The 12588-nt window shown below is 68.0% G+C and carries 13 protein-coding genes; 4 read left to right on the top strand and 9 right to left on the bottom strand.

Features of this window, described 5'->3' with window-relative positions; translation table 11 throughout:
• Position 1: 1 nt before the first annotated feature.
• Positions 2–484, bottom strand: coding sequence for an Lrp/AsnC family transcriptional regulator (locus tag AC5P6S_RS03825; RefSeq protein WP_012481255.1), 483 nt, complete (start codon positions 482–484; stop codon positions 2–4).
• A gap of 72 nt (positions 485–556) precedes the next feature.
• Here AC5P6S_RS03825 and AC5P6S_RS03820 point away from each other — a divergent pair, with 72 nt between their 5' ends.
• On the top strand, positions 557–1426 hold the full coding sequence (locus tag AC5P6S_RS03820) for an EamA family transporter (RefSeq protein WP_495204478.1): 870 nt from the start codon (positions 557–559) through the stop codon (positions 1424–1426).
• Positions 1427–1535: 109 nt separating this feature from the next.
• Here the strand turns inward: AC5P6S_RS03820 and AC5P6S_RS03815 are convergent, their stop codons facing one another.
• The 4 genes from AC5P6S_RS03815 to AC5P6S_RS03800 form a co-directional block, all read right to left on the bottom strand.
• The gene (locus AC5P6S_RS03815) at positions 1536–2273 is read right to left on the bottom strand and encodes an endonuclease/exonuclease/phosphatase family protein (RefSeq protein ID WP_005411026.1); all 738 of its coding nucleotides are present in this window, start codon (positions 2271–2273) and stop codon (positions 1536–1538) included.
• A gap of 53 nt (positions 2274–2326) precedes the next feature.
• Positions 2327–3163, bottom strand: a complete 837-nt coding sequence (locus AC5P6S_RS03810; protein ID WP_049396488.1) for a thiol:disulfide interchange protein DsbA/DsbL — start codon at positions 3161–3163, stop codon at positions 2327–2329.
• A gap of 106 nt (positions 3164–3269) precedes the next feature.
• Positions 3270–3920, bottom strand: coding sequence for a thiol:disulfide interchange protein DsbA/DsbL (locus AC5P6S_RS03805; protein WP_005411024.1), 651 nt, complete (start codon positions 3918–3920; stop codon positions 3270–3272).
• A gap of 106 nt (positions 3921–4026) precedes the next feature.
• Positions 4027–4827 carry a c-type cytochrome gene (locus AC5P6S_RS03800; protein ID WP_005411023.1) on the bottom strand — a complete coding sequence of 267 codons (801 nt, stop codon included), beginning with the start codon at positions 4825–4827 and terminating at the stop codon, positions 4027–4029.
• Positions 4828–4983: 156 nt separating this feature from the next.
• Between AC5P6S_RS03800 and yihA the strand changes: the two genes are divergently transcribed.
• Positions 4984–5586, top strand: coding sequence for a ribosome biogenesis GTP-binding protein YihA/YsxC (gene yihA / locus AC5P6S_RS03795; protein WP_005411022.1), 603 nt, complete (start codon positions 4984–4986; stop codon positions 5584–5586).
• A 72-nt stretch (positions 5587–5658) separates the two neighbouring features.
• Here yihA and AC5P6S_RS03790 read toward each other — a convergent pair whose 3' ends face one another.
• From AC5P6S_RS03790 to AC5P6S_RS03780, 3 genes are all read right to left on the bottom strand, one after another.
• On the bottom strand, positions 5659–6630 hold the full coding sequence (locus AC5P6S_RS03790) for an MBL fold metallo-hydrolase (protein WP_012481250.1): 972 nt from the start codon (positions 6628–6630) through the stop codon (positions 5659–5661).
• A 642-nt stretch (positions 6631–7272) separates the two neighbouring features.
• The gene (locus AC5P6S_RS03785; RefSeq protein ID WP_005411020.1) at positions 7273–8097 is read right to left on the bottom strand and encodes a helix-turn-helix transcriptional regulator; all 825 of its coding nucleotides are present in this window, start codon (positions 8095–8097) and stop codon (positions 7273–7275) included.
• A complete protein-coding gene (locus AC5P6S_RS03780) occupies positions 8094–8798 on the bottom strand; it encodes a VIT1/CCC1 transporter family protein (RefSeq protein ID WP_235643478.1) in 705 nt (234 codons plus the stop codon). Before AC5P6S_RS03780 ends, AC5P6S_RS03785 begins: the two co-directional genes overlap by 4 nt.
• A 152-nt stretch (positions 8799–8950) precedes the next feature.
• Here AC5P6S_RS03780 and AC5P6S_RS03775 point away from each other — a divergent pair, with 152 nt between their 5' ends.
• The gene (locus tag AC5P6S_RS03775) at positions 8951–10315 is read left to right on the top strand and encodes a glutamate--cysteine ligase (RefSeq protein ID WP_049396492.1); all 1365 of its coding nucleotides are present in this window, start codon (positions 8951–8953) and stop codon (positions 10313–10315) included.
• A 121-nt stretch (positions 10316–10436) separates the two neighbouring features.
• Here the strand turns inward: AC5P6S_RS03775 and AC5P6S_RS03770 are convergent, their stop codons facing one another.
• Complete coding sequence (locus tag AC5P6S_RS03770; protein ID WP_012481247.1) at positions 10437–11495, bottom strand: NAD(P)-dependent alcohol dehydrogenase; 1059 nt, start codon at positions 11493–11495, stop codon at positions 10437–10439.
• Between the two features lie 107 nt (positions 11496–11602).
• Between AC5P6S_RS03770 and AC5P6S_RS03765 the strand changes: the two genes are divergently transcribed.
• Positions 11603–12487 carry a LysR family transcriptional regulator gene (locus AC5P6S_RS03765; protein WP_005411016.1) on the top strand — a complete coding sequence of 295 codons (885 nt, stop codon included), beginning with the start codon at positions 11603–11605 and terminating at the stop codon, positions 12485–12487.
• Positions 12488–12588: the final 101 nt, after the last annotated feature.

Raw genomic sequence — 12588 nt, 5'->3', positions numbered from 1 at the left:
GCTACAGAACCGGTGCCAGCGGGACCTCGAAACTCCGCTTCAACGTGCCCAGTGCCACCGAGGTGCGGAAGCGCTCGATGTTGTCATCGCCGCCGAACAACCGCTCGGTGATGGCCTCGTACTCTTCCATCGACGCCGCCGAAAGCAGCAGCAGGAAATCGCCATCGCCGGTGATGGAGTAGCACTGCTGCACCGCAGGGTCGTCCTGCACGCGGCGCCTGAACGGCGCCACGCGGTCGCGCTGCTCGCTGACCACGCGCACCTCGACGATGATGGTCAGCGGCCGACCGATCTTGGCTGCGGCGACCACCGCCACGTTGGCCGCGATCACGCCACTGTCCTGCAGGCGCTTGATGCGCCGTTGCACGGCCGGGGTGGACAGGTGCACGGACTCGGCGATTTCGCGCTGCGGCAGGGTGTTGTCCCGCTGCAGGAGGTCGAGGATGGCGCGGTCGAAACTGTCGAGCACGGGAGCGATGGCCATGGCGAGCAGAAGTTGCACGAACAGGCTGTCAATTGAGCCAAGTGCTCGGCGCCGACGCAATAGACTTTGCGGATGCAGACCTCACGACTTGCGCCGATGTTGCCGGCGCTGGCGGTGCTCGGCTCGGTCACCTCGCTGGCCATCGGCACTTCCTACGCAAAACACCTGTTCCCGCTGATCGGTGCGCAGGGCACCAGCGCGCTGCGCGTGGGCTTTTCAGCGCTGTTGCTACTGCTGTTCTGGCGACCATGGCGCTGGAAGACCAGCCGCGTGGATGCAATCACCATCCTGCGCTACGGGCTCACCCTGGGGCTGATGAACCTGCTGTTCTACATGGCCCTGCGCACGATTCCCTTCGGCATCGCGGTGGCCATCGAGTTCACCGGGCCGCTGACGGTGGCGATGCTGTCATCACGACGCCCGATCGATTTCCTCTGGGTAGGCTGCGCGGCGGTGGGGCTGCTGTTGCTGCTGCCGATCGGCGGTGGCCCCGCGCTGGACCCGGCCGGCGTGCTGTACGCGATAGGCGCTGCGGCCTGCTGGGGCCTGTACATCGTGTTCGGCAAGCGTGCCGGTCATCTGCATGCCGGGCACTCGGTCTCGCTGGGGCTGCTGGCGGCGTCTCTGGTGGTGGTACCGGTGGGCGTGGTGCATGCCGGTGCGGCGCTGCTCGACCCGAAGATCCTGGCGGCGGGCCTGCTGGTGGCACTGGTGTCCAGCGCGATCCCGATGTCGCTGGAAATGATGGCGCTCAAGCGCCTGCCGAAGGAGACCTTCGGCATCCTGATCAGCATGGAGCCGGCGGTGGCCGCGCTGTGGGCGATGCTGTTGCTGCACGAGCACCTGCACGGGCTGCAGTGGCTGGCGATCGGCTGCACGGTGTTGGCCTCGGTGGGCAGCACGATGACCGCGCGGCGGTTGAAGGCACCCGTCACCGCCTGAAAAAGGGGACGGAGGGGATTAAGTCGTTTGTGCCCCGATTTAGGGGGCGCCGGGCGGCGCCCGGCGCAGAGCGTGCGGACCAACGGTCCGCACCTACCGTAACGGCGAGTCAGCGCAGGGCGTCGGCCGGGACGTCGATCTGCATCGCCAGGGCGAGGTGATCGGAGAACGCGGCCGGTACGGCTTCCACGGTGCGGGTCTGCAGGCCGCTGCTGACCAGGATGTGGTCGATGGCGCGGTCCGGGCGCCAGCTGGGGAAGGTCGGCACGATGCAGCCCGGGGGCTGCAGCCGGGTCTTCTGGTACAGCACCTGCATTTCCGGGCGCTCGGCCAGGCAGTTGAAGTCGCCCATCAGCACCGCGTTGGGGTGGTCGGACAACAGCTCGGCGATGAAGCCCAGCTGCGACATCCGCGATCCCGCGCCCAGCGACAGATGGGCCACAGCCACCGCCAGGCCATCGGCGCCATCGCCGAACTTGGCCAGCAGCACGCCGCGCCCGCCGATGCGGCCGGGCAGGGCGTGATCCTGCACTTCAACCGGTTCCAGCTTGCTCAACAGGCCGTTGGCGCTGGAGGCGACCCCACCCATGCGCCGGTTCGGCTGGTGGCTCCAGTAATTGAAGCCGGCGCGCTGGGCCAAATAGTGGGTCTGGTTGGTGAAGCCCGAGCGCAGGCTGCCCGGGTCGGCCTCCTGCAGGCCGACGATGTCATGGTCGCGCGCCAAGGTGGCGATCGCGTCAAGGCTGCTGCGCTTGCGACCCGCCGGCAGCGCATGTGACCAGCTGCGGGTCACATAGTCGCTGTAGCGGCGGGTACTTGAGCCGGCCTGGATGTTGGCCGTCAGCAAGCGCAGGGTCCGTGTACGGGGGGAATTCACGGCCGGGAAACGCTTCTCTTGGATCAGTGAGCCTGGGCCGCACCGCGTTCGCGGGCGATCAGGTGGTCGGCGATGCGCAGCATGTCCGGGAAGCTCTTGCCCTTCACCAGGTACTTGCCGTTGACGATGATCGATGGGGTGCCGCTGATCTGGCTGCGCTGCGCGAACTGCTTGGCCGAGTTGGTCTTGGCATTCACCGCGAAGCTGCCCATGGTGGCGGCGAACTGCTTCGGATCCACGCCGTAGGCACCGTAGAACTTGGCGATGTCTTCGACCGAATCACGGCCGCGCTCGCCCTTCAGGGTCTTCTGCGAGTGGATGGCGGCGTACAGCGCTTCGTGGGTCTTCTCCTGCACGCCCAGGGTCTGCGCGGCGTAGAAGGCACGGGCGTAGTCATCCCAGGTGCCGCCGAACATGGCCGGCACGTAGACGAAGTTCACGTCGCTCGGCAGGCCGGCCTTCCACGGGCCGACCAGCGGCTGGAATGCGGCGCAGGCCGGGCAGACGTAGCCGAAGATCTCGGTCACTTCGATCTTGCCGGTGGCCGGCTGGAACGGCTGGCCGTTCGGGATCACCTGGTAGTCGGCACCTTCCACCGGGGCCGGGCCGGTCAGTGCGGCGGTGGTCGGGGCCGGTGCGGTGGCCGGAGCAGTTTCGGCCGGGGCCTTCTCGCCTTCAGGGGCAGCCGGCGCGGCGCCTTCGCTGCCCGCCGCCGGCGCAGCAGCCGGTTCGGTGGTGGCTGCCGGTGCTGCAGCCGGTTCGGCCGGGGCCGCAGTGGTGTTGGTGCTGCCGTCATCAGCCTTGCAGGCAGCCAGGATCGGCAGCAGCGCTGCGAGGGCGAGGGCGTAACGGATCTTCATGGAAACGTCTCCAGCATCTGGAATGGTGGGGCCGGCGCCAGGCGCCGGCCAGAGGGAAATGATGACATGCGGCGGCGACAGCGCCGTGTCGGTGGTGTGTGTTGGTTCAGCGGCCGCGGGCAGCGCGGGCCTGGGCGATCAGCGCCGAGGCGATGCGCAGCTGGTCGTCGAAGCTGTTGCCACGCACCAGGTACTGGCCGTTGATGATCAGCGCCGGGGTCCCCGGGATCCTGGTGCGCTGGGCGAACGCGCGCGCGGCATCGACCTTCTTCTGTACGGCGTCGCCGCGCAGGGCCTGGAGGTAACGGTCCGGGGTCACGCCATACGCCTTGTAGAAGGTGGCTAGCTCATCGGCCGAGACGTTCTGCATCGGCAGCGATCCCTGCTCGTGCAGGGCCTTGAACACGGCAGCGTGGCTGCGCTTGGCCACGCCGACCTCGTCGGCGGCGTAGTAGGCCAGTGCCCAGGCATCCCAGGCGCCACCGAAGGCAGCCGGGACCGGGGTGAAGCGCACGTCGGCCGGCAGCTTGGCCGCCCAGGCTTCCAGCTGCGGTTCGAAGTGGGCGCAATGCGGGCAGGTGTAGCCGAAGACCTCGACCACCTCGATCTTGCCGGCCAGCGGCTGGAACGGGCCCGGCTGGGCGATGCGCTCGTAGTCTTTGCCCTCGACCAGCGGGGCATTGGCGGGGGTAGCGGCGCAGGCTGCCAGCGGCAGCAGCACCAGCACGGACAACAGCAGGCGGGAAATCAACCTCATCGACACGCATCTCCGTTGAAAAAAGCAACGCCGGCGCGGTCGCCGGCGTGAAGGAAACATACCGCAGGCGCGGGCCGTGGTGGCGGCCCGGGCCGACCAGTGGTGGTCAGGGGGCGGCAGCCGGTTGCGCCGACGGGGGGGCAGTGGCCACATCGTCGGCCTTGTTGTGCAGGCCCTGCAGGTAGCTCGACAGCGCCTGCACCTCCTGCTCGCTCAGCTTCTGCGCGACTGTCGCCATGATCTGGAAGTGGGCCTTGTCGGTCTCGTTGGTCTGGCCGGCCTGGTATTCCTGCAGGCGGCGCGCGACATAGCTGGCGTGCTGACCACCGATGTGCGGATAGGCCGGACCCGGATTACCGGCACCGCTGGGGCCGTGGCACGCCATGCAGGCCGGCAGGCCGCGCTTGGCGTCGCCGCCACGGTACAGCTGCTGGCCGATCTCGTAGAACTTCATGCCCTTGTACGGGCCGTCGGTGACTGCCGTGTCATCGGCGATGCCGGCGGTGGCCTTCTGCGTGGCGAAGAACGCGCCGATGTCGCGCATGTCCTGCGGGGTGAGATTCTGCACGAACGGCACCATCGCCACCGCCGCACCGGAGCTGCGCTGCCCATTGGCGATCAGGGCCATCTGCTGGGCGACGTAGCGTTCGCTCTGGCCGGCGATGGACGGGTACATCTCCACCGTGGAATTGCCGTCGGCGCCATGGCAGGCCGCGCAGGCCGAGGCCTTGGTCTGGCCGGCCTTGGCATCGCCCCAGTGGGTCTTGCTGAAATCCACCTCCAGCGAGGCGGTGTTGATCGGCCCGTTGTCGGGCAGCGGGGTCAACGTGGTCTGCGCGAACGCAGCAGCGGCAACGACTACAGCAGTGGCAAGGGCGGATACGGCAAGAACGCGAGCGTGGCGCATGCTGAAGCTCCGTATGGACCGGGCCGGGCGGTGGCCGCCGGCATCGCCCGGATTATCAACGCCGTTTCCGCGCACGGTCAACGCAGCAGTGCAGCAAAATGCCCGCAGGGGCCGCCGGCACGGGCGCGCGGCGCCGCAACATGCGATCCTAGGCACATGTCATTGCTCATCGAACGCGCCCGTTACCACCTTTCGGCCCACAACGTGCGGCAACTGCCGCCCGACGAAGGGGCCGAAGTGGCCTTCGCCGGCCGCTCCAACGCCGGCAAGTCCAGTGCGCTGAACGCGCTGACCCGCCAGAACGCCCTGGCCCGTGTCTCCAAGACCCCTGGCCGTACCCAGCAGCTGGTGTTCTTCCAGGTCACCCCGGAAGCGCATCTGGTCGACCTGCCAGGTTATGGCTATGCAAAGGTGCCGCTGGACCTGCAGGCGCACTGGCAGGCCTTCATCGACAAGTATTTCCGCACCCGCGAAGCCCTGAAGGGGCTGGTGGTGGTGATGGACATCCGCCATCCGCTGAAGGACTACGACCGGCAGATGCTGTCCTACGCCGTGCAGCGCGGCCTGCCGGCGCACGCCCTGCTGACCAAGGCCGACAAGCTCAGCCGCAGCCAGCAGATGCAGTCCCTGCAGAAGGTGCGCAAGGAACTGCAATCGGCCTACGGCGACAGCGTCAGCGTGCAGGTGTTCTCCGGCGAAGACCGTACCGGCGTGGACGAAGCCCGTGGCGTGATCGGCGGCTGGCTGGGGCTGGAGTAAGGCATTTCCGGTCGCCCGGCTGGCAGCCGGGCGCTACCCGATCGGTGGGTGCCGACCTTGGTCGGCACACCCTTACAACGGCGAATACTCCGCCGGCACCCACGCATAGGCCTTGCCCTCGCCACGCACATGGCCCAGGCCGGGGAAGGGCAGGTGCGCACCGGCTACCCACCAGCCGTTGGCGGTGGCCTGCTGCAGCAGCCCGCGACGGCTGGCGATGGCCGCTGTGCGGTCCGAATCGGCCTCGAATGCCGCCTCCGGGTGCGCGAACTGCACCGCATGGAAGTGCAGCACATCACCCCATACCAGCAGTGACTGGCCCTGGCTGTCGAACCGGTAAGAGACATGGCCGGGCGTATGGCCATGGGTGTCCATCGCCACCGCGCCGCCGGGCAGGGCGTCGCCGGGGCTGAAGGTGCGCAGGTGGCCGCTGGCCTGGTATGGCGCGACCGCATTGCGTGCCAGCGGGAAGGCGAAGCGCACGCCCTTTGGCGCGGTGCCCTCGCTGGCCGGGTTGAGCCAGTAATCGGCATCGGCCTTGGACAGCCACACCGTGGCATTGGGGTAGGCCGGCTTGCCCTGCGCGTCGAGTACGCCGCACAGGTGGTCCGGATGGGCGTGGGTCAGCAGCACCTCATCTACCTCGGCCGGGTCCACGCCGGAGGCGCGCAGATTGCCCAGCACCTGGCCCAGGCCGGGTCCGAAGCACTGCGCGGTGCCGGTGTCGACCAGGGTCAGGTGGTTGCCCTGGCGGATCAGGAACGCATTGATCGCGGTCTGCAGGCCCTTCTTGTCTTCCGGCACGTAACGGCCTTCCAGCAGGCGGCTGACCAGCGTCGGCGGCACGTCCACCACTTCCTGCCGGCCGAGCGCGACCACGCCGTCGAACAGGGCGGTGACCTGCAGCGCGCCGACGCGCTGGTGATAGACACCAGGCACCTGCTGGGTGGGGGCGGGCGAAGTGGCCTCGGCCAGCGCGGCCAGCGGCAGGGGCGACAGGGCCAGCAGCAGGGCGCCGCGCAGCGGCAGGTGACGCAGGGTCATGGCGGTTCTCGGTGGATGACGGGCGGTTCCGTTGTGCCCAGAGTGCCGTGGCCGGCGTGTGCGCGGCGCTCAAACCACTGCGCGGAATGCTCAGGGAAGGGGTGTTGTCTGCAGGGCTGCGCCCTGCACCCGCTACGAGCCAGGGCAACGGCCGAAGCAACAGCAACAGCGACAGCGGGCTATCCGTGGGATGGCGGGGTGGGTCCGGTTGCGGGAGACGCCGTAAACCCGTCCATGGGGGCTTGGCCGCGGCATCCATGCCGCGGACACTCCCGCAACCGGACCCACCCCGCCTTCGACAGTTTTCCGCGATCTGTCAGCTCGTGGGGTCAGATCCGTTTTCCGCAGGAAAACGGATCTGACCCCACAGTTTCATTCGATATCTGACAGATGTGTCGACCAAGGTCGACACCTACCAACAGTCGCGAAGATCTGTCAGAGGTGGGGCGGTGTGGGTGGGCAGGACCGTTGGCGCCATGGATGGCGCCATCGAGCCCCCATGGATGGGTTTACGGCGTGTCCTGCCCACCCACACCGCCCCGCCATCCCACGGAATGCCGCTCTGGCTCTGGCTCTGGCTTTGGCCGTTGCCGTTGCCGTTGCATTGAGCAGGTGCAGGGCTGCAAGCCCTGCCGAACCCCCTCAAATGTCTGTGGGAGCCAGTCCGTACTGCTCGGCGAAGCGCTTGCTGAAACTCGCCGCAGACCGGTAGCCCGCGCGCGCTGCCACGGTCTTCAACGGCAGGTCCGTGGTGTAGAGCAGCTGCATGCCATGCGCCAGCCGTGCCTCGGTGAGCAGCTGGCGCAGGCTGGTGTCTTCGGCGGCAAGACGGCGGCGCAGGGTCGCGCCGCTCAACGCGAACTGTTCTTCCACATCGCGCGATTGCCAGTCGCGTGCGGGTTCGGCGGCGATGCGGTCGCGGATCTGTTCGCCCAGGCTCGGTGCCTGCGGCAGCAGCAGGTTGCCGTGGCCCTGCCGGCACAAGGTCAGTACCAGCGAGGCCAGGGCCAGCCGCGCTTCGCTGTAACGACCGTCCTGCAGCGATTGCCGCCACTGGCGCAGCACCGCGCCATGATCGATCAACGGCAGCCGCGCCATCGCCTGGCCTGGCGCGGGAAGCTCCTCGCTCCACAGCGTGCGTGCGGCCGCCAGCACTTCGGCACACAGCGGCACGATGGCACTGAGGTAGCGGCCACTGCGTGGGTCGGGGGTGTTGACCACATCGATACGGCAGCGCTGGGTCAGCAGCAGGATGTCGCCGGGGATGAACTCCAGCGACTGGTGCGCGGTACGCACCTGCTTGCGGCCTTCCAGCAGGATCGCGAACTGCGGTTGCGGAATCTCCACCGAGCTGGCGCCATGTTCGCGCCGCGCGGTGATGCACGCATAACCTTCGGCGCGTGCGCAGCCGGCCAGACTGGCCATCTCGGCCAGCAGTGCGGTAACTGGCGGCAGCATGCCGGTCATGTCACCGGGGCGCCGAACAGGCGACCGACGCCTGCAGCGGCGGCCATTGCCAGTGCACCCCAGAACATCACCCGGATCGCGCCGCGTACCGGCGGGGCGCCGCCGGCCTGGGCTGCCACCGCGCCGGTCAGACACAGGCCGAGCAGGGTACTGGCCGTGGTCATCAGTGCGACCTTGTCGACCGGCGCCAGCAGGGCGGTCATCACTGGCAGCGCCGCACCGCAGGTGAACGCACCGGCCGAGGCCAGCGCTGCCTGCAGCGGACGGGCGCGCAGGGTATCGGTGATGCCCAGTTCGTCGCGGGCGTGGGCACCCAGCGCATCGTGGGCGGTGAGCTGTTCGGCCACCTGCCGCGCCAGCGCAGGCTCCAGGCCGCGGTGGCGGTAGATCGCGGCCAGCTCCTCCAGTTCGCTGTGCGGATCGTCGCGCAGCTCGCGCTTTTCCATTGCCAGGTCGGCCTCTTCGGTGTCGGCCTGGGTCTGCACCGAGACATATTCGCCCGCCGCCATCGACATCGCGCCGGCCACGGTACCTGCCACGCCGGTGGCCAGGATGGTCGCAGCCGAGGCGCCGCTGGCGGCCACGCCGACCACCAGGCCAGCCACCGAGACGATGCCATCGTTGGCGCCCAGCACGGCGGCTCGCAGCCAGCCGACGCGCTCGGAGCGATGCAGTTCGGGGTGTCGTGAATGGCGGCTCATGGCTCTGAGTGTACGAGGGTCAAGAGGGCGTCGGTAGGATGCTGAAACCCGTCACCGTCGCATGACGCAACGGGGTGCCACGCTATAGTGCGCCCTTGCGATGGAAGGCCGCGAGCCCCACATCCCCCGCCACCGTCCAGCGAGCCTTTCCCTTGTCGAGCCCCAGCCACGTCGCCGATACCCCCATTACCGACCGCTCGCAGCTGGTGGAGGTGATCGCCTCCGGCGAGAAGCCCCGCGCGCAGTGGCGCATCGGCACCGAGCACGAGAAGTTCGGGTTCCGCCTGGATGACCTGCGCCCGCCGACCTTCGAAGGCGAGCGCGGCATCGAAGCGCTGCTCAACGGCCTGGTCCGCTTCGGCTGGGAGCCGGTGCAGGAGAACGGCAACACGATCGCCCTGCTGCGCGATGGCGCCTCGGTGACGCTGGAGCCGGCCGGTCAGCTGGAACTGTCGGGCGCGGCGCTGGCGACCATCCACCAGACCTGCGTGGAGACCGGCACCCACCTCAACGAAGTGGCGCAGGTGGCCGGCGAACTGCAGCTGGGTTTCCTCGGCATGGGCTTCCAGCCGAAGTGGAAGCGCGACGAGATGCCCTGGATGCCCAAGGGCCGCTACAAGATCATGCGTGCGTACATGCCCAAGGTCGGTTCGCTCGGCCTGGACATGATGACGCGCACCTGCACGGTACAGGTGAACCTGGACTACGCCACCGAAGCGGACATGGTGAAGAAGTTCCGCGTATCGCTGGCGCTGCAGCCGATCGCCACCGCGCTGTTCGCCGATTCGCCGTTCACCGAAGGCAAGCCCAACGGCTACCTGAGCTACCGCTCGCACATCTGGACCGACACCGACGCTGACCGCACCGGCATGCTCGACTTCGTGTTCGAGGATGGCTTCGGTTACGAGCGCTATGTCGATTACCTGCTCGACGTGCCGATGTATTTCTCCTACCGCGATGGCATCTACCACGACGCCAGCGGGCAGAGCTTCCGCGATTTCATGCAGGCCAGGCTGCCGGTGCTGCCGGGCGCGCTGCCGACGCTGCGCGACTGGTCGGACCACATGACCACCGCGTTCCCGGAAGTGCGCCTGAAGAAGTACCTGGAAATGCGCGGTGCCGATGGTGGTCCGTGGAGCCGCCTGTGTGCGCTGCCGGCGTTCTGGGTCGGGCTGCTGTACGACGACGCTGCGCTGGACGCTGCGTGGGACCTGGTGCGTGACTTCACCCTGGCCGAGCGCCATGCACTGCGCGACGGCGTGCCGAAGCATGCGATGAACCTGCCGTTCCGCAATGGCACGGTGCGCGACCTGGCCCGCGAAGCCGTGAAGATTTCCGTCGAAGGCCTCAAGCGCCGCGCGGCGCGCAATGCCGACGGCCAGGACGAGAGCAAGTTCCTGGACGTGCTGCAGGAGATCGTCGAATCCGGGCTGACCCCGGCCGAGCGCAAGCTGGCGCTGTTCCATGGCCGCTGGCACGGCGACGTCGATCCGGTGTTCCGCGAATTCGCGTACTGAGTGGATTGCGGTAGTGCCGGCCGCTGGCCGGCAGCCAGGCGGGGGCGCCGGCCAGCGGCCGGCACTACCAGAAAAAAACCCCGGCATTGCCGGGGTTTTTCTTTTTCGCATCTGCCCTGGATCAGGCCGCGTCCTTCATCGTCGCCATGTCGATCACGAAGCGGTAGCGCACATCGTTCTTCGCCATGCGTTCCCAGGCTTCGTTGACGTTCTTGATGTCGATCATCTCCACATCGCTGACGATGCCGTGCTCGGCACAGAAGTCCATCATTTCCTGGGTTTCAGCCATGCCGCCAATCGCCGAGCCGGTCAGGTGCTTGCGGCCGAAGATCACGCTGCCACCGGTCAACGGCGGGTCCAGTTCGGTCAGCACGCCGACCAGGCACATGGTGGCTTCACGCTTGAGCAGGCCCATGTAGGGGTTGGTGTCATGGCCGACCGGGATGGTGTTGAGCAGGAAGTCGAAGCTGCCGGCGTGCGCCTTCATCTGCGCGGCATCGCGCGAGACCAGTACCTCATCGGCGCCCAGGCGCTTGGCGTCGGCACCCTTTTCCGGCGTGGTGGTGATCATCACCACGTGCGCGCCGAGTGCCTTGGCGAACTTCACGCCCATGTGGCCGAGGCCACCGAGGCCGATCACGCCGACCTTCTGGCCCGGGCCGACCTTCCAGTGGCGCAGCGGCGACCAGGTGGTGATGCCGGCGCACAGCAGCGGGGCGGCGGCCTTCAGGTCGAGGGTGTCGGACACCTTCACCACGAAGCGCTGTTCGACCACCACGTGGTCGGAATAGCCGCCGTAGGTCGGCGCGCCGCTTTCGCGTTCACGGCCGTTGTAGGTCCAGGTCGCGCCCTCTGCGCAGTACTGCTCCAGGTCGTGCTCGCAGGCATCGCAGTGGCGGCAGGAGTCGACCATGCAGCCGACGCCGGCGTGGTCGCCGACCTTGAAGCGGGTGACGTTGCTGCCGACCTCGGTCACGCGGCCGATGATCTCGTGGCCCGGCACCATCGGGTAGATCGAGCCACCCCAGTCGTCGCGGGCCTGGTGCAGGTCGGAGTGGCAGATGCCGCTGTAGAGAATCTCGATGCGCACATCGTCCGGGCCGACCGCGCGGCGTTCGAACTCGAAGGGCACCAGCGGGTCGGTATGGGAGTGGGCGGCGTAACCACGGGCGAGGGACATGGGGAATCCTTGGCAGGGTTTGTCGAAAGGCGTTTTACAATACGCCCCGTACCCAGCCGCAAGAAGCACGGATATCGGCATGATTCATCAAGTGAAACTGCACAATCATGGCCACTGACAATCTCACCCACCTGGCCGCGTTCGCGGCGGTCGCCCGTCACCGCAGCTTCCGCCGTGCCGGCGCCGAGCTGGCGCTGTCGACCTCGGCGGTGAGCTATGCGATCCGCGCGCTGGAGGAACGGTTGGGCGTGGGCCTGTTCCATCGCACCACCCGCAGCGTGGCCCTGACCGAGGCCGGGCAACGCCTGCTGGAACGCCTGCAGCCCGCGCTGGGCCAGGTGAATGACGCGCTGGAGGAGATGAACCAGTTCCGCGCCGCGCCGGCGGGCCTGCTGCGTATCAATGCTACCCGCGCCGCAGTGCCGACCCAGTTGGGGCCACGGCTGGCGCGCTTCCTGCACGCCCATCCCGACGTGCGGGTGGAGCTGACCGAGAACGATGGCCTGGTCGATATCGTTGCCGAAGGCTACGACGCCGGCGTGCGCCTGCACGAGTTCGTACCCGAGGACATGGTGGCGGTGCCGATGGGCCCACCGCTGCGTGGCTTGATTGTCGGCTCGCCGGACTACCTGCGGCGGCGCCCGGCGCCACAGCATCCGCGCGACCTGGCCACACACGAATGCATCCGCTTCCGCTTCGCCAGCGGGCATCTGTACAAGTGGCAGTTCGAGCGCGGTGGGCAGGCGCTGGAGATCGATGTGCCGGGGCGGCTGACGCTGTGCGAGCAGGGCACCGTGGTCAGAGCGGTACTCGATGGCATCGGCCTGGCCTATGTGCTGGAAGACACCGCCCGCCCGTACATCGAATCCGGCCAGATGGTGGCAGTGCTGGAAGACTGGAGCGAACCGTTCGCCGGCTTCGCGCTGTACTACCCGAAGCAGCGGCAGATGCCCGGTGCGTTGCGCGCGTTCGTGGATATGCTGCGCGAGTGAGTTGCGATGGATGATGTGGTGCCGACCAACGGTCGGCACCCACCGGGCAAGGCCATTGCCGACCAACGGTCGGCACCCACCGGGCAAGGCCATTGCCGACC

The sequence above is a fragment of the Stenotrophomonas sp. YJH_SMC_119 genome (assembly GCF_059368315.1).
The sequence above is the reverse complement of the archived record's forward strand: the minus strand, read 5'-3'. Positions and strand labels throughout refer to the sequence as shown.

Excerpts from the sequence above, each read along its gene's own strand:
- AC5P6S_RS03810 (WP_049396488.1), bottom strand. The coding sequence starts at position 3,163 with ATGAAGATCCGTTACGCCCTCGCCCTCGCAGCGCTGCTGCCGATCCTG.
- AC5P6S_RS03800 (WP_005411023.1), bottom strand. The coding sequence starts at position 4,827 with ATGCGCCACGCTCGCGTTCTTGCCGTATCCGCCCTTGCCACTGCTGTA.
- AC5P6S_RS03805 (WP_005411024.1), bottom strand. The coding sequence starts at position 3,920 with ATGAGGTTGATTTCCCGCCTGCTGTTGTCCGTGCTGGTGCTGCTGCCG.
- AC5P6S_RS03765 (WP_005411016.1), top strand. The coding sequence starts at position 11,603 with ATGGCCACTGACAATCTCACCCACCTGGCCGCGTTCGCGGCGGTCGCC.
- AC5P6S_RS03770 (WP_012481247.1), bottom strand. The coding sequence starts at position 11,495 with ATGTCCCTCGCCCGTGGTTACGCCGCCCACTCCCATACCGACCCGCTG.
- AC5P6S_RS03825 (WP_012481255.1), bottom strand. The coding sequence starts at position 484 with ATGGCCATCGCTCCCGTGCTCGACAGTTTCGACCGCGCCATCCTCGAC.
- AC5P6S_RS03785 (WP_005411020.1), bottom strand. The coding sequence starts at position 8,097 with ATGACCGGCATGCTGCCGCCAGTTACCGCACTGCTGGCCGAGATGGCC.
- AC5P6S_RS03790 (WP_012481250.1), bottom strand. The coding sequence starts at position 6,630 with ATGACCCTGCGTCACCTGCCGCTGCGCGGCGCCCTGCTGCTGGCCCTG.
- AC5P6S_RS03780 (WP_235643478.1), bottom strand. The coding sequence starts at position 8,798 with ATGAGCCGCCATTCACGACACCCCGAACTGCATCGCTCCGAGCGCGTC.
- AC5P6S_RS03820 (WP_495204478.1), top strand. The coding sequence starts at position 557 with ATGCAGACCTCACGACTTGCGCCGATGTTGCCGGCGCTGGCGGTGCTC.
- yihA (WP_005411022.1), top strand. The coding sequence starts at position 4,984 with ATGTCATTGCTCATCGAACGCGCCCGTTACCACCTTTCGGCCCACAAC.